13 protein-coding genes and 1 tRNA gene are annotated in these 15524 nt (G+C 66.3%); 10 read left to right on the plus strand and 4 right to left on the minus strand.

The features are described from left to right. Positions 1 to 47: 47 nt before the first annotated feature. Both RD110_RS18025 and RD110_RS18030 read right to left on the minus strand, forming a co-directional pair. Positions 48 to 1109, minus strand: a complete 1062-nt coding sequence (locus RD110_RS18025; RefSeq protein WP_076200818.1) for a response regulator transcription factor — start codon at positions 1107 to 1109, stop codon at positions 48 to 50. Continuing rightward, positions 1090 to 4743: an ATP-binding protein gene (locus tag RD110_RS18030; RefSeq protein ID WP_076200820.1), complete on the minus strand. Its 3654-nt coding sequence runs from the start codon at positions 4741 to 4743 to the stop codon at positions 1090 to 1092. Before RD110_RS18030 ends, RD110_RS18025 begins: the two co-directional genes overlap by 20 nt. Positions 4744 to 4957: 214 nt before the next feature. On the opposite strand from RD110_RS18030, the gene RD110_RS18035 reads away from it, so the two are divergent. The 8 genes from RD110_RS18035 (at position 4958) to RD110_RS18070 (ending at position 10210) form a co-directional block, all read left to right on the plus strand. After that, positions 4958 to 5260 carry an urease subunit gamma gene (locus tag RD110_RS18035; protein WP_076200821.1) on the plus strand — a complete coding sequence of 101 codons (303 nt, stop codon included), beginning with the start codon at positions 4958 to 4960 and terminating at the stop codon, positions 5258 to 5260. Positions 5261 to 5285: 25 nt separating this feature from the next. Continuing rightward, on the plus strand, positions 5286 to 5888 hold the full coding sequence (locus RD110_RS18040; RefSeq protein ID WP_076200823.1) for a HupE/UreJ family protein: 603 nt from the start codon (positions 5286 to 5288) through the stop codon (positions 5886 to 5888). A gap of 10 nt (positions 5889 to 5898) precedes the next feature. Beyond that, positions 5899 to 6204, plus strand: coding sequence for an urease subunit beta (locus RD110_RS18045; RefSeq protein WP_076200824.1), 306 nt, complete (start codon positions 5899 to 5901; stop codon positions 6202 to 6204). Between the two features lie 148 nt (positions 6205 to 6352). After that, entirely contained in the window at positions 6353 to 8071 is a 1719-nt protein-coding gene (gene ureC / locus RD110_RS18050; protein WP_076200826.1) for an urease subunit alpha, read from the plus strand. Between the two features lie 7 nt (positions 8072 to 8078). Further along, a complete protein-coding gene (gene ureE / locus RD110_RS18055) occupies positions 8079 to 8738 on the plus strand; it encodes an urease accessory protein UreE (protein WP_076200827.1) in 660 nt (219 codons plus the stop codon). Beyond that, positions 8738 to 9424 (plus strand): urease accessory protein UreF, encoded by a 687-nt coding sequence (locus tag RD110_RS18060; protein ID WP_076200829.1) that lies wholly within the window; start codon positions 8738 to 8740, stop codon positions 9422 to 9424. The genes ureE and RD110_RS18060 overlap by 1 nt, the downstream gene beginning before the upstream one ends. Before the next feature lie 7 nt (positions 9425 to 9431). After that, entirely contained in the window at positions 9432 to 10091 is a 660-nt protein-coding gene (ureG, locus tag RD110_RS18065; protein WP_076200830.1) for an urease accessory protein UreG, read from the plus strand. A gap of 31 nt (positions 10092 to 10122) precedes the next feature. Further along, positions 10123 to 10210: transfer RNA gene (locus RD110_RS18070), tRNA-Ser, on the plus strand. 93 nt (positions 10211 to 10303) lie between these two features. On the opposite strand, the gene RD110_RS18075 is transcribed toward RD110_RS18070, so the two are convergent. Further along, complete coding sequence (locus tag RD110_RS18075) at positions 10304 to 12802, minus strand: AI-2E family transporter (RefSeq protein WP_083686685.1); 2499 nt, start codon at positions 12800 to 12802, stop codon at positions 10304 to 10306. A gap of 35 nt (positions 12803 to 12837) precedes the next feature. Further along, the gene (locus RD110_RS28090) at positions 12838 to 13062 is read right to left on the minus strand and encodes a hypothetical protein (protein WP_157900239.1); all 225 of its coding nucleotides are present in this window, start codon (positions 13060 to 13062) and stop codon (positions 12838 to 12840) included. Between the two features lie 234 nt (positions 13063 to 13296). On the opposite strand from RD110_RS28090, the gene RD110_RS18080 reads away from it, so the two are divergent. Together RD110_RS18080 and RD110_RS18085 are read left to right on the plus strand one after the other, a co-directional pair. After that, complete coding sequence (locus RD110_RS18080; protein WP_076200833.1) at positions 13297 to 14286, plus strand: SGNH/GDSL hydrolase family protein; 990 nt, start codon at positions 13297 to 13299, stop codon at positions 14284 to 14286. Positions 14287 to 14492: 206 nt separating this feature from the next. Further along, a complete protein-coding gene (locus RD110_RS18085; RefSeq protein WP_076200835.1) occupies positions 14493 to 15443 on the plus strand; it encodes an aldo/keto reductase in 951 nt (316 codons plus the stop codon). Positions 15444 to 15524: the final 81 nt, after the last annotated feature.

The raw sequence follows: 15524 nt of genomic DNA on the forward strand, positions 1-15524 counted from the left end.
CGTTGGATTGAAAAAGAAACTGCCATTCTGCGGCCAATGCCGCCCGCTCAACCTTCGAACTGCGGATGCAGCTGCCGGATCTTGCCCATCGCCATGCCGGCCGCCGCGGTGCGCGTCTCCACGCCCATTTTCACGTAGACGCGCTCCAGGTGCTTCTTCACCGTGGCCGGGCTGGAGCCGAGGATCTCGCCGATGTCGCGGTTGGTCTTGCCCTTGACCACCCAGTACAGCACCTCGGCTTCGCGGCCGGTGAGCTTGAAGCTCAGGCTCATGGCTTCGATCACGGCGGCGTCGGACACCTCGCGCATGATGATCAGCCAGTCGTGGCCCTCCCCGCTGCCGCCTTCGTCGTCGCCGGTCTGCTGGTGCAGCCGGAAACTGAGGCTGCGCGCACCCTGCGCCACGCTCAGCCGCGGCGGCTCGAGCTGCTGTGCGGCCAGCACGTCGAGCATCGGCAGGTGCAGCCGCAGCCAGTCGATCACCGGCTGCGGTGCCAGGTTCGCCTGGTGCGGCGCGGGCGGGCCGAAGTACCGGGTGAGCAGGTCGCGCGCCAGCGGCGTCTGCCACATCAGCCGGCCGTCACTGGCGCGCACGGTGATGCTGGCGTAGCCGAACGCGTCCAACGCATTGCGCGCCTGCCCCGCCTCGCGCACCTCCTGGCGCGCACGCCGGGCGCCCTGCAGGTGCACGTTCATGCGGGCCAGCACTTCCTTGGGCTTGATCGGCTTGGTGACGTAGTCCACGCCGCCGGCTTCCAGCGCGGCCACCAGGTGTTCGGTCTCGGTCAGGCCGGTCATGAAGATGATCGGGATATGGGCCGTGGCCGGCAGCGCCTTGAGCCGGCGCGCCACCTCGAAGCCGTCCATGCCGGGCATCATGGCGTCGAGCAGCACGATGTCGGGCCGCGCCTGGGCCGCGCGCTGCAACGCGGATTCGCCGCTGGTGGCCACCAGCACGGTGTAGCCGGATTCGTCGAGCGCGTCGTGCAGCATGGCCAGGTTGTCGGGCACGTCGTCGACGATCAGCACCACGTCGCTGTTCGCGCGGTCCAGCGGGCCGGCATCGGCAGGGTGCCTTTCGACGGGTGAATCAACGGGAGCTGGGGACATCTTTGGCGGTGAGCGATGAAGGGGCTTCGGCCAGCAGGCGGCCAATGGTTTCGAACTGGAATTGTCGCGCCAGACCGCGGATCTCGTTCACCAGCCCCGCGCAGGCGGGTTCCTCGGCCTCGATATGGCCGAGATGGTTCAGCACGCCACGGTAGTAGCCGAGCTGCACGGCCTCGGCCAGGGCCTGCAGGCGCTCGGCACTCGGCCAGACGCGCGCCGCGACCGGCGCGGGCTCGGCGATGGCCACCGGCGTGTCGGTCCACTGCAGCGCCAGCCGCCGCTCCAGCCAGTCGAGCAGCTCGCTGTGCCGCACGGGCTTGACGATGAAGTCCTCGGGGCGGATGCCGACGTCGTTCTCCAGCGCCTTGTCGAAGGCATTGGCCGAGACGATGGCCACCCGGATGCCGGCATGGCCGCCAGCCCGCATCCTTCGAATCGTTTCCCAGCCGTCGATGCCGGGCATGGCCAGGTCCATCAGCACCACGTCGGGCCGGTAGCCGGTGGCCAGCAGGTCCAGCGCGTCGTGGCCGCTGGCGGCGGTGCGCAGCTCGAAGCCCAGCGGGGTGAGCAGCTGCACCAGCAGTTCGCGGTCGGCCTCTTCGTTGTCGACCACCAGCAGGGTCCGGCGCGGGCCGAGGTAGCCGCGGCGCTGCGGCCGGGGCGCGGCGGAGAGGGCACGCGGCCCGATGGTGGAAGGATGCAGTTCGGGCAGGAAGAGCTTGATCCGGAAGACCGCACCAACGCCCAGCGTACTGGCCACCGTCATCTCGCCGCCCATGAGGTCGGTCAGCATCTTCGCAATGGTCAGGCCCAGGCCCGCGCCTGGCGTCGCCTGGCTGCTGGCGGCGCCGCGTGCGAACGGCTCGAAAATGCTGGCGAGTTCGGGCGCGGCCAGGCCCGGGCCGGTGTCCTCGATCTCGATCATCGCCAGCTCGCGTGCATACCGCACGCGCAGGCAGACATGGCCCTGGGCAGTGAACTTGATGGCATTGCCGAGCAGGTTGATGAGGATCTGCCGCACGCGTTTCTCGTCGGCGCGCACCACCTCGGGCAACACGCCTTCGGGCGCGAAGCGGAACGCCAGCCCCTTGGCCCGCGCCTGGGGTTCGAACATCTCGCACATCTCGTGCATGGCATCGGCGAAGCGCATCGGCTTGACGTTGAGCGTGAGCTTGCCGCTTTCGATCTGCGCGATGTCGAGCGTGCCTTCGATCAGCGACAGCAGATGCTCGCCGCCGCGCTTGATCACGCTCACCGCCTGCTGGCGGTGCGGCGGCACGGCCGTGTCCTCGCCCATGAGCTGCGCGTAGCCCAGGATGCTGTTGAGCGGCGTGCGCAGTTCGTGGCTGATCGCGCTGATGTAGCGGCTCTTGGCCTGGTTGGCCTGGTCGGCGGCCTGGCGCGCGCGCTCGGCCACGAGGCGCGCGTCCTGCAGGGCCTGGTCGGTCTGGCGGTGCAGCTCGATCTCGCGCTGCAGCAGGTGCGTCTGGCGGTTCGACTCCTCCTGCGCCACCTGCCGGCTCTTGTGCGCCAGCACCAGCCACCAGGCGACGATGCCGGCCGTGACCAGCAGCGCCATGTAGGCCTTGAGGAAGCCCGAGCGCAACGCGGCTTCCATCGCGCCGAGGATGTCGGCATTGGTCACCACCAGCGCCAGCGCGCGCAGTTCCTGGTAATACAGCAGGCCGAACACCGTGGCCAGGAGCGGCACCACCACCAGCATCAGCAGGATGAAATGGCCGAGGCCGGTGTCCAGGTAGGGCCAGATGCGGCGCGGCAACAGCCAGCGCAGCGCGGCCGACCACTGCACGGCCAGCGCCGCATGCGGCTTGCACAGGTCGCCGCAGCGCGCGTCGAGCGTGCAGCACAGCGAACAGATCGGCCCCTGGTAGGCCGGGCAGTGCGCCATGTCGGGCCCTTCGTAGGGCCGTTCGCAGATCACGCAGTGCTGCAGGGCATAGGGTTTTGAGCTGCCGCTGGCCTGCGGGCTTGCCTGGACGCTGCTCGGCCTGCGGACATCCGTTCGGGCTGAGCTGGTCGTTGCCTGGCGGTGCTGCACTGGCACTTCGACAGGCTCAGTGCGAACGGTTTGCTTCTGAAGCGTGTCGGACCTCTGGTCCTGCCAATCGGCTTGCGGACCACGCGCGATGTAGTACTGGCCTTTCGTCCACCAGGCCAGGAGCGGCGAGGTGACGAAGGCCGTGCCGAGCGCGATCACCGCCGAAAAGGCCTGTGCCATCGGGCCGAACATGCCGAGATAGGCCGACACCGACAGCGCCGACGCCAGCCCCATCGCCCCCACGCCCACCGGGTTGATGTCGTAGAGGTAGGCGCGCTTGAACTCGATGCCCGGCGGCGACAGCCCCAGCGGCTTGTTGACCACCAGGTCGGCCACCACGGCCATCATCCAGGCGATGGCGATGTTGGAATACAGCCCGAGCACGTCGCCCAGGGCCTCGAACACGTTCATCTCCATCAGCATGAAGGCGATGAGGGTGTTGAACACCACCCAGACCACGCGCCCCGGGTGGCTGTGCGTGATGCGCGAGAAGAAGTTCGACCAGGCCAGCGAACCCGCATAGGCGTTGGTCACGTTGATCTTGAGCTGCGACAGCACGACGAAGAAGGCCGTGGCCGCCACGGCCCAGCCGTAGTTGGGGAAGACGTATTCATAGGCCGCCAGGTACATCTGGTTCGGATCGACCGCGCGCTCGGTCGGCACCATGTGGCTGATGGCCAGGTAGGCCAGCAGTGCGCCGCCGAGCATCTTCAGCACGCCGAGGATCACCCAGCCCGGCCCGCCGGCCAGCACGCCGAACCACCAGCGGCGCTTGCCCGCCTCGGTACGCACCGGCATGAAGCGCAGATAGTCGGCCTGTTCGCCCATTTGGGTGATCAGGGCGATCCCGACCGTGAGGGATGCACCAAATGAGAGCATGTCGAACTTGGCTTCGCCCCCGGAATCACCACCATAGTGCATGACCGCCGCAAACACGCCCGGTTCGCGCCAGGCGACATAGATGAAAGGCACCACCAGCATCACCAGCCACAGCGGCTGCGTCCACACCTGCAGCCGGCTGATGACGGACACGCCGTGCGTGACCAGCGGGATCACCACCAGCGCGCAGATGAGGTAGCCCCAGGCCGGCGGTATGCCGAGCGCCAGGTCGAGCGCATAGGCCATGACCGCCGCCTCGAGCGCGAAGAAGATGAAGGTGAAGGTCGCGTAGATCAGCGAGGTGAGCGTGGAGCCGATGTAGCCGAACCCGGCGCCGCGGGTGAGCAGGTCCATGTCCACGCCGTGGCGCGCCGCGTAGATGCTGATCGGCAGGCCGGCCAGGAAGATGATCAGGCCGGTGGCGATGATGGCCCAGAAGGCGTTGACGAAGCCGTGCTGCACCAGCAGCGTGGCGCCGACGGCCTCGAGGATCAGGAACGAGGCCGCGCCGAAGGCCGTGTTGGCCACGCGCCATTCGGACCACTTGCGAAAGCGCTGCGGCGTGAAGCGCAACGCGTAGTCTTCCATGGTCTCGCTGACCACCCAGCTGTTGTAGTCGCGCCGCACCTTCACCACGTGTTGTGGCGCATCGACGAGCACCTGGCGCTCGGGCGGAGAAATGGGGAGGTCTTGCACGAAGCGATTGAGCAGCTTTCATGCCCGAAGGGTGCGGCAACCTGCTTCGGGCCCACGGCCGGGCATAAGTATTGCGTCAAAATCCTTCGACGGGTGCGGCCGATGCGTCGCTCCGAATCCTCTTCACCGAACCGACACCAAAGACATGGAACTCACGCCTCGTGTTCGGCCGGCATTTGCGGCCGCACGATCTAACTATTGAGTGAAACGAAAAATGGAACTGACTCCTCGTGAAAAAGACAAGCTGTTGATCTTCACAGCCGGCCTGCTGGCCGAGCGGCGCAAGGCCCGCGGCCTGAAGCTCAACTATCCCGAAGCCGTGGCGCTGATCTCGGCCGCCGTCATGGAGGGCGCGCGCGACGGCAAAAGCGTGGCCCAGCTCATGAGCGAAGGCCGCAGCGTGCTGACCCGCGCCGACGTGATGGACGGTATCGCCGAGATGATCCCGGACATCCAGGTCGAAGCGACCTTTCCGGACGGCACCAAGCTCGTCACAGTGCACCAACCGATTGTTTAACTTCATTCCGCCGGAGAAACAGAACATGCGTCCATCGATCGCCAAGATCCTCACCCTCGCCGCCCTTGGCACCGCATCCGCTGCCGCGCTGGCCCATCCGGGCAGCGACGGTGGCCTGCACGACGTCGTTTTCATGGACGGCCTGCTGCACCCGCTCACCGGCGCCGACCACATGGCCGCGATGCTGGCTGTGGGCCTATGGAGCGCGATGACCGCGACCTCTGCGCGGCGCGTCTGGTTCGCGCCGCTCGCTTTTGCCGGCATGCTGCTGGTCGGCGCCCTGCTCGGCCTGGACGGCGTCGCGCTGCCGGCGGTGGAGCCGATGATCGCCGCTTCGCTGCTGGTGCTGGGCCTGCTGGTGGCCAGCCAGGCCAGGCTGCCGGCCATGCTGGCCGCGGGCATCGTCGGTGTGTTCGCCATCTTCCACGGCATCGCGCACGGCACCGAACTGGCCGGCGGCACGAACGGCTTCACCCCGCTGCTGGGCATGTTGATCGCCACCCTGGGCCTGCACCTGGCCGGCGTCGGTCTCGGCCTGGCCCTGCGCCGACACAGCGCCTGGTGGCCGCGCGTGGTGGGCGGCCTGGTGACACTGCTCGGCGGCGCCTTCCTGCTGCAACTGGTCTGAAGGAGGCCCCATGACACCCGGCGAATTGCTCATCGACGACGGCGACCACGACCTCAACCCCGGCCGCATCGGCCTGACCCTGGTGGTTCAGAACACCGCCGACCGGCCGATCCAGGTCGGCTCGCACTACCACTTCGCCGAGACCAATGCGGCGCTCGGCTTCGACCGCGACGCGGCGCGCGGCAAACGGCTCAACATCCCGTCCGGCTCGGCCGTGCGCTTCGAGCCGGGGCAGCAACGTACCGTCGAACTCGTCGACTATTCAGGCGACCGCACCGTCTACGGCTTTCGCGGCCTCGTACAAGGAAAGCTCTAAATGCAGACAACGAAGTACCACGCGGTGTCCAACGGAACGCGCCCCTTCCAGGGATGCCGTGGAACCGGCTTTGCCGGGCCACTGGCATCGCCCCCGGCAAGGGGGTTGGCGAAGAGTGCGCAGCACCGCAGCCTGGGGGTGAACTGATATGGCAACCATCGGACGCCGCGCCTATGCGGAAATTTTCGGCCCCACCGTGGGCGACCGGGTGCGCCTGGCCGACACCGACCTGCTGATCGAGGTCGAGCAGGACTACACCCTGCGCGCGGGCGGCTACGGCGAAGAAGTGAAGTTCGGCGGCGGCAAGACCATCCGCGACGGCATGGCGCAAAGCCAGCGCATGAACGCAGAAGGCGCGGTCGACTGCGTGATGACCAACGCGCTCATCATCGACCACTGGGGCATCGTCAAGGCCGACATCGGCCTGAAGGGCGGGCGTATCGTGGCCATCGGCAAGGCCGGCAACCCCGACGTGCAGCCGGGCGTGGACATCATCATCGGCCCGGGTACGGAGGTGATCAGCTGCGAAGGCAACATCGTCACCGCCGGCGGCATCGATTCGCACATTCACTTTATCGCGCCGCAGCAGATCGAGGAGGCGCTGGCCTCGGGCGTCACCACCATGCTCGGCGGTGGCACCGGCCCCGCCACCGGCACCTTCGCCACCACCTGCACACCCGGCCCATGGAACATCGAACGCATGTTGCAGGCGGCGGATGGTTTCCCGATGAACCTCGGCTTCCTCGGCAAGGGCAATGCCAGCCTGCCGGCCGCGCTCTACGAACAGGTGAGCGCCGGCGTGATCGGCCTGAAGCTGCACGAAGACTGGGGCACGACGCCCGCGGCCATCAGCAACTGCCTGGACGTGGCCGAAGGCGCCGACGTGCAGGTGGCGATCCACTCCGACACGCTGAACGAATCCGGCTTCGTCGAGAACACCATCGCCGCCACCAAGGGCCGCGGCCTGTGCGCCTTCCACACCGAAGGCGCGGGCGGCGGCCATGCACCCGACATCCTGCGCGTGGTGGGCGAGGCCAACTTCCTGCCTTCGAGCACCAACCCGACCATGCCCTACACCGTCAACACGCTCGACGAACACGTCGACATGCTGATGGTCTGCCACCACCTAGACCCCGCCATCGCCGAAGACCTGGCCTTCGCCGAAAGCCGCATCCGCAAGGAAACCATTGCCGCCGAAGACATCCTGCACGACATGGGTGCGATCAGCATGATGAGCTCCGACAGCCAGGCCATGGGCCGCGTCGGCGAGGTCATCCTGCGCACCTGGCAGACGGCGCACAAGATGAAGCAGCAGCGCGGCAGCCTGCCCGAAGATTCCAGCCGCAACGACAACTTCCGCGCCAAGCGCTACATCGCCAAATACACCATCAACCCGGCCATCGCCCACGGCATCAGCCACGAGGTGGGCAGCATCGAGGTCGGCAAATGGGCCGACCTGGTGGTGTGGAAGCCGGCGTTCTTCGGCGTGAAGCCGGCGCTGATCTTGAAGGGCGGCTTCATCGCACTCGCGGCCATGGGCGACCCGAACGCGTCCATCCCCACGCCGCAGCCGGTGCACTACCGGCCGATGTTCGGCGCGTTCGGCGGTGCGCTCGCACGCGGTTCGCTGACCTTCGTCTCCAAGTCGGCGCTCGACGCGGGCATCCACGAAACCTATGGGCTCAAGAAGACGCTGAGTGCAGTGAAGAACATCCGCCAGGTGCGCAAGCACCACATGGTGCACAACCACTACCTGCCGAAGATGGAAATCGACGCGCAGACCTACACCGTGCGGGCCGATGGGCAATTGCTGACCTGCGATCCGGCGAAGAGCCTGCCCATGGCGCAGCGCTACTTCCTGTTTTAATGTGCCGATGCTCCAGACTTCCAAACTCATCGCCCAGGGCCTCGGCCTGGCCCCCGTGCTGCTCAAGCGTGCCGCCACCGTCGAACTCGACTGGGACGTTCGCCAGAAGAGCCGCTTCGACGCCACCGACTCGCTCGGCCGCCAGCTCGGCGTGTTCCTGCCGCGCGGCACGCTGGTGCGCGGCGGCGACGTGCTGGTCACCGAAGACGGCTCGCTGGTGAAGGTCATCGCCGCACCGCAGCCGGTGCTGGTGATCACCCCCTGCGCCGATCACGGTTCGCCGTTCGATCTGACGCGCGCCGCCTACCATCTGGGCAACCGCCATGTGCCGATCGAACTTCAGCCCGACCATTTGAAGATCGAACCCGACCACGTCCTGGCCGACATGCTGCGCGCCATGCACCTCACCGTCGTTGCACAGGATGCGGCCTTCGAGCCCGAAGGCGGCGCCTATGCGGCCGGCGGTCACAGCCATGGCGGACATGGGCACGGGCATGACCATGACCACGCGGACCACGACCACGACCACGACCACGGGCACAGCCATGAGGCAGCAAAGCCCGCGGCCCAACGTGTCGCGATCCCGGTCGTGGCAGCTTCGGCGCCACACGTGCACGGCCCGGGCTGCGGCCACGACCATGATCACGGGCACGGCCACTCGCATTGATGCAGGACCCTTCCGGCGCCAGCCTGCTGCAGCTCATCTGGCTCGCCTCCCCGGCCCTGCCCGTGGGCGGGTTTTCATACTCCGAAGGCCTGGAAGCGGCCGTGGATCGGGCGGGTGTAGCTACGGAAAGCATAGCATCCGATTGGCTCGTCGACCAGCTGCAACTCAGCCTCGCGCGCAGCGACCTGGCCGTGATCGCCCAGGCCATTCCCGCCTGGCGCAGGGCCGACACCGAACGCGTCGATGCACTCAATGCCTGGATCCTGCACACCCGCGAGACCAGCGAGTTGCGCGCCCAGACCGAACAGATGGGCCGCTCCCTGCTCGAATGGCTGCGCAACCACCACACCGCTACGCCCGAACAGATCGCCGCCTGCGCCGCCATGCAGCCCACCTACCCCATCGCCTATGCGCTGGCCGTGGCCGCCACGCAAGCCGGCGTGCGCGACGGCCTGCTGGCGTTCGCGTTCGGCTGGGCCGAGAACATGACCCAGAGCGCCATCAAGGCCGTGCCGCTGGGCCAGAGCGCCGGCCAGCGTATCCTGGCGCGCATGGCCGCCGAAATCCCGGCGGCCGTCGACCAGGCCATGGCCATGCCCGACGAGGACCGCCAGGCCTTCTCGCCGATGCTGGCCATCCTGTCGGCCCAGCACGAAACCCAATATTCACGCCTCTTCCGATCCTGAGACCACCATGTCCGCACTGCACCACATCGCCAACCGCACCAAGAAACTCCCACCGCTGCGCGTCGGCATCGGCGGCCCCGTCGGCTCCGGCAAGACCACGCTGCTCGAAATGCTGTGCAAGGCCATGCGCGCCAAATACGACCTGGTCGCCATCACCAACGACATCTACACCAAGGAAGACCAGCGTATCCTGACCGTGAGCGGCGCGCTGCCGGCAGAACGCATCATGGGCGTGGAGACCGGCGGTTGCCCGCACACCGCCATCCGCGAAGACTGCTCGATCAACCTGGAGGCCATCGACCGCATGCTGGTCGAACATCCGGACGCCGACGTGGTGTTCGTGGAGTCCGGCGGCGACAACCTGGCCGCCACCTTCAGCCCCGAACTCAGCGACCTCACCATCTACGTGATCGACGTGGCCGCCGGCGAGAAAATCCCACGCAAGGGCGGCCCCGGCATCACCAAGAGCGACCTGTTCGTGATCAACAAGACCGACCTCGCCCCCCACGTCGGCGCCGACCTCGCCGTGATGGAAGCCGACACCCGCCGCATGCGTACCAACGCGCAGGGCCTCAAGCCCTTCGTGATGACCAACCTCAAGACCAACGCCGGCCTGGCCGAGGTGGTGGCCTTCATCGAGACCAAGGGCATGCTGCAGGCGGGCTGATCACCAAGTCACGGTTAGAATGGCGACCGCTGGAAGCGTGGCAGAGTGGTCGATTGCACCGGTCTTGAAAACCGGCGGCTCGCAAGGGCCCGTGAGTTCGAATCTCACCGCTTCCGCCATCTTTTGGCGCCCCTCCGCGAGAGGCCTCTCCGGCAAAGTTCGAAAGACGCCATCGCCAGCGGCTCGTGTCCAGGAAATCCCGGGCGATGCACTTACGCCGGTTTTGGCAACAATTGCCCCACGGTAGAGGTCGACGTCGACGGCTCGCTGGCCGGCGCGGCATCGGCACAAGACTCGCTCCAAGCGACGGCGCTGGCGTGAAGCGCTGCCATCAGGTCGTCGGCCATCGCTTCGAGCAACCGCACCTCGCGCCGACTGAGGGTTCGCGGCGTGTCGTCGAGCAGGCACAGCGTCCCGAGGACGTAGCCTTGGGCGTCACGCAAGGGCGCACCGGCATAGAAGTGAAATCCTTGATCGACCAGGAGCTGGTTGCCAGCGAAGCGGAGGTCCCGCGCGATGTCCGGCACCACCAAGGTCCTGTTGCCAGCCACCACGTGCCCGCACACGGAGAGTTCGCGCGGCAGCCTTGAATCCTGGAACCTGGATCCCGGGTCATTCGCGGAAAGGCTGCCGAAGGCGCCGCGAACGTCCTGCGTATGCTCGTCGATCAGCGCAACCAATGCCATCGGGACGTCGAAAATATCGGCAGCGCGTTTCGCGGCGACATCGAAGATCGGCTTGGCGCGCGCATCGAGTGCCCCACTGCCGCGAAGTGCCGCAAGACGTTCCTCGTCGTCGGATGGTGTCAGCGCCGCGGCGAAGCTGGCTCCGAGTGCGGCGCCCGAGAGTTGCGCCGTGCGCAACACCGCTTCGCCGACCGAGGTCACGAACGCGGCGGCGCCGAGCGCGTCGCCGCTGTCCTCGGCTTGCAATGCCGGTGTGGCGTTCCACAGCGCGAGCACGATCCGGACTTCCGGCCAGCGGCGATGCAAGCGATGGCAAAAGCGCCGCGCCTGAACTTGCGGCTCCGGGCTGAAGTAAGAGATACAGACAGTGTGCACGTCATCGAGGTCGAGCCCGGCGACGTAGTCGGCGCTGACCGCGCCAGCCGGCCTGAAGGCCGCGGCGTGACCCGACAGGGACATGGCATGGGTCAGCATGCGGGCAGCCAGGTTGTCGACCTCCCATTTGCCGCCAATGCAAACCACCCTGGGCCGTCCCGCCGGCTCGGCCGCGGGGTGCTGCTCTTCGATCGCGTCCAGCAGGGTTTCCATGCCCTTCAGCACGCGATGGCGATGCTCGGCCGTGGAGGCGCTCGTGTGGTCGTTCGTGGCCATCCGGAGAATCCCGACACCGAGTTCGTCGTAGCAGGCGATCACATTACCGTCTTCCACGCTGGCGCTGGCGAGTTCAATCGCTTCTTCGACATCCCCCGCCAGCAGGCGCTGGTAGATCCGGGTCGGCGTGTCGAACGCCGGCCGGCTGCCGAGCAGCACATCGAGGAATCCGAGCCGAGGCAGATGGCGACCGATGACGAGCAGGCACACGGTCAGGGGCGTGGACATGATCAGCCCCAAGGGGCCCCATAACGCGGTCCAGAATGTCGCGGCCACCATCAGCGAGATGGCCGAGAGACCGGTGCTGTTGCCGTACAGCCAGGGCTCGATCAGGTTGTTGCTGAGAAGCTCCAGCGCCACGATCAGACTGATGGTCCACAGCAGCATCGACCAGCCCGGATCGACCGCGAACGCCAGCGCGATGGGGAATACCGACGAGATCATCGGTCCGATGTACGGCACGAAGCGCATCAGCGCGGCCAGCGCGCCCCACAGGAAAGCGCCCGGTACACCGATCAGCCACAAGCCCACGCCCATCGGCAGGCCGTAACTCAGGTTCACCACGAGTTGCAGGGCCAGATACCGTGTGATGCGTCGGCCGGCTTCGTCCATGGCATCGGTCGACTGTTGCAGGCTGCCCCCCCATAGCCGCAGCAGCCGGTCGCGCAAGTCCAGCCGGTCCAGCAGCACCAGCACGACGAAGATGAAGGCGATGCCGGCGCTGGCGAGTGGCCCGCTGGCGGCTTCGAACCAGTCGATGGCCCTGCGCATGGGCGACGGTGGCGTGTCTTCGACCTGAACGCGCATGGCCGCGGCCCGCGCCGTACCTTTGGTCGCCGGGGCTGCGTTATCGCGGGCACCGGTCTCGACCTCGGTCCTGACGACATCGAAGGTTTTCAGGACGCCATCGAACATGCCTGGCGCCCGCAGGCTTGCGCTGGCCGAGTGCAATTTCGCACGGATGTTGCTCTGGTAGGTCGGCAGTTCGGCGCTCAGTGAGCTGACCTGTTGGCCCAGGAACAGCCCCGTCAAGCCGAGTGCCATGAGTGCAACGGCCATCACGACAACGACCGCAGCGCCGCGTGGCAAGCCCCATCGCTTGAGCTTCCCCACCAGCGGGTCGAGCACGAAGCCCAGAAGGAACGCAAACGTCAACGGCATCAAGATGTCCCGACCGAAGTAAAGGCCGGCGATGAGTACCGCGGACGCGACCAATCCGACCATCAACCTGATTTCGGGCACCAGTTTGAGCAAGGTCTCCCAGGGCGCGACGACGTCAGCGCGTGCGCCGGGTTGAGAATCAGGATCGGATGCGCGGTTTCGCGAAGCGCCAGGGGCGTGAAGTGTTCGCTCGAAGTCGTTTGGTTTTTCCATGGCCTTGTCTGTTTCCACGCCGGAGGTCCCGGTGCTCAGCTGCACCGTGATTCAGACAACTCGGTCGCGGTTTGCATCTCTTGGAACAGGAATAGGACAGGTTCGGCAGGTTGCGCTGATCCGGGTGCAGCCTCGTCGGGGCGAGCCTGAGCCTTGTAGTAGAAATTCCTGCCGTTGTGCTGCCAAATCCAATCGTTGCGCGGTCGTGCTGCCTTGAGCACGACCCCATCGCCAGGGCCACCGACCAGTTTGATGTTCATCACTCCTCCTTCGAAATCCGGCAAATGAGAGAGGTGGGCCAATCCACCTCGGCGCCACGCTCCGACCATTGTTCATGACCGGAGAAAAACCAGGCTTAAGCTTTCTTAAGGCTGGCGACGTCGGCGCGAGGACCTACAAGGACTTGTCCTTCAAAGGGACACGAATGTAGGACGGACCAAGCAAATATTGCTGGCGCGCAAATGGCGCGAGAACATCAACACCGGGAGGTTTCAATGAACCAGATGAAGCACTTATTCAGCGGCATGCTCGTCGCATTGTTCGCAGTCGTGATGTCCCCCATGGCCATGGCCGGCCAGGTGAACTATGCGGCCATGTACGTGTTCGGCGACAGCCTGTCGGACACGGGCAACGACTTCGCAGCAACCACGACGCAGCAAATGGTGCCTGCGGTGCCGCCCTCGGTCACGCCCTACGCCACCTACTGGCAGGGCCGGTTTTCGAACGGACCGGTGGCTGTCGAATACCTGTGGCAACTGGCATCCCGAAAGAACAGCGCAGCGCTGACGCCGTTTGTGGTCGCTGGCGGCCTGGACAAGAAGGCCAGCGTGAACTTCGCGTTCGGTGGCGCAGGCTCAGGCATTCAGAATCCAACGCCGAACGGTTTCCTCGTGCCGGGCTTGGTCGGGCAAGTGGGGCTCTACACGACGGCCCTCGGCGGCAAGAAGTCCGCGCCCAATGCGCTGTATGTCGTCTGGTCCGGATCCAATGATTACCTGCAGAACATCACCCATGATCCGTATGTCGTGGTGAACAACGTGGCGAAGTCGATCCGCGCGCTGTACGACACCGGCGCGCGAGATTTCCTGGTGCCGAACCTGCCCGATCTTGGCGGCACGCCGCTGGTCAAGGCGCAAGGCGCAAGCGCAACATTCACGGCACTGGCCAAGACACACAATGCGCTGCTCGCCACCTCATTGAATTCGCTGAGCCTGCTTCCGGGCATCAAGATCGTTCGTGTCGATGTCTTCACGCTGGGCGAGACGTTGGTGAACAGCGGACTTGTCAATGCCGATGTGCCTGCGCTGGCGTTCCTGTCTCCCGGCACCGGTGCGGTGGATTGCCTGTTCCGCAATCCATCGACCTGCGTGGATGTATCGCAGGCCGGATTGATCGCACCTTTCCTTTACTGGGACGTTCTCCACCCAACGACGCAGGTCCACGGCATCATCGGCACGGCCATGTACAACGCCTTGCTTAAATGACGTTGACGAGCGGAGGCGGTTCGCGGCAACTTTGAGGGGCGCATGCGGGGACTGCCGCATGAGTTCGTCCGCGGCCAGTCGGCCAGTTCGCATCAGCCATGAGCCGGCCGGAACCTCCCGCGCAAGCTGCCACGAGCCAGCCCCTGCAAAGAACCAGCCAACAGTGAACAATGGCGTCTCCTCCACCGCTCCAGGAACACCGCACCATGAATCTCCGCCCCCTCGGCCGCAGCGGCCTGCAGGTCTCGCCACTCTGCTTCGGCGGTAACGTCTTCGGCTGGACCGTCGACGCCGCCACCTCGTTCAACCTGCTCGACGCCTGGCTCGACGCGGGCTTCAACTTCATCGACACCGCCGACGTGTATTCGGCCTGGGCGCCGGGCCATGTGGGCGGCGAGTCCGAGACGCTGATCGGCCAGTGGCTCAAAAAGAGCGGCAAACGCGACCAGGTGGTGCTGGCCACCAAGGTGGGCAAGCCCATGGGGCCGGACAAGCAAGGACTGAAGCCGGCTTACATCCGCGAGGCCGTCGAAGCCTCGCTGCGTCGCCTGCAGACCGACCACATCGACCTCTACCAGTCGCACGACGACGATGCCCAGACGCCTTTCGAAGACACGCTCGGCGCCTATGCCGATTTGATCCGCGCCGGCAAGGTGCGCGCCATCGGCGCATCGAACCACACGGCCGAGCGGCTGGCGGCGGCGCTGGCCGCCAGCGAAAAGCACGGCCTGCCGCGCTACGAAAGCCTGCAGCCGCTGTACAACCTGTACGACCGCGCGGTCTTCGAGGACGCGCTGGAGCCGCTGTGCATGCAGCAGGGCCTGGGCGTGATCAACTTCTACACGCTGGCCGCGGGTTTCCTCACCGGCAAATACCGCAACGAGGCGGATGCCAGCAAGAGCGCGCGCGGCAAGAACACCGTGGCCAAGTACCTCAATCCCCGCGGCCTGCGCATCCTCGCCGCGCTGGATGCGGTGGCCGCCCAACTGAACGCCACGCCGGGCCAGGTGGCGACGGCCTGGCTGATGCAGCGACCGAGCGTGACTTCGCCGATCGCGAGCGCGACTTCGCTGGCGCAGTTGAAGGAACTGGTGGCGGGCAGCCGGCTGGTGCTTGATGCGGAGGCCGTGGCGACGTTGGACGCAGCCAGCGCTTGATTGATCCGTTCGGGCTGAGCCTGTCGAAGGCCTTTGACTCGGGTGAAGAGGCACTTCGACAGGCTCAGTGCGAACGGGCGG

The organism is Rhodoferax koreense, from assembly GCF_001955695.1.
GTDB classification, from domain to species: domain Bacteria; phylum Pseudomonadota; class Gammaproteobacteria; order Burkholderiales; family Burkholderiaceae_C; genus Rhodoferax_B; species Rhodoferax_B koreensis.

Coding starts and splice junctions, on each gene's coding strand:
- RD110_RS18025 (WP_076200818.1), bottom strand. CDS start 1,109: ATGTCCCCAGCTCCCGTTGATTCACCCGTCGAAAGGCACCCTGCCGAT.
- RD110_RS18035 (WP_076200821.1), top strand. CDS start 4,958: ATGGAACTGACTCCTCGTGAAAAAGACAAGCTGTTGATCTTCACAGCC.
- RD110_RS18040 (WP_076200823.1), top strand. CDS start 5,286: ATGCGTCCATCGATCGCCAAGATCCTCACCCTCGCCGCCCTTGGCACC.
- RD110_RS18045 (WP_076200824.1), top strand. CDS start 5,899: ATGACACCCGGCGAATTGCTCATCGACGACGGCGACCACGACCTCAAC.
- ureC (WP_076200826.1), top strand. CDS start 6,353: ATGGCAACCATCGGACGCCGCGCCTATGCGGAAATTTTCGGCCCCACC.
- ureE (WP_076200827.1), top strand. CDS start 8,079: ATGCTCCAGACTTCCAAACTCATCGCCCAGGGCCTCGGCCTGGCCCCC.
- RD110_RS18060 (WP_076200829.1), top strand. CDS start 8,738: ATGCAGGACCCTTCCGGCGCCAGCCTGCTGCAGCTCATCTGGCTCGCC.
- ureG (WP_076200830.1), top strand. CDS start 9,432: ATGTCCGCACTGCACCACATCGCCAACCGCACCAAGAAACTCCCACCG.
- RD110_RS18075 (WP_083686685.1), bottom strand. CDS start 12,802: ATGGAAAAACCAAACGACTTCGAGCGAACACTTCACGCCCCTGGCGCT.
- RD110_RS28090 (WP_157900239.1), bottom strand. CDS start 13,062: ATGAACATCAAACTGGTCGGTGGCCCTGGCGATGGGGTCGTGCTCAAG.
- RD110_RS18080 (WP_076200833.1), top strand. CDS start 13,297: ATGAACCAGATGAAGCACTTATTCAGCGGCATGCTCGTCGCATTGTTC.
- RD110_RS18085 (WP_076200835.1), top strand. CDS start 14,493: ATGAATCTCCGCCCCCTCGGCCGCAGCGGCCTGCAGGTCTCGCCACTC.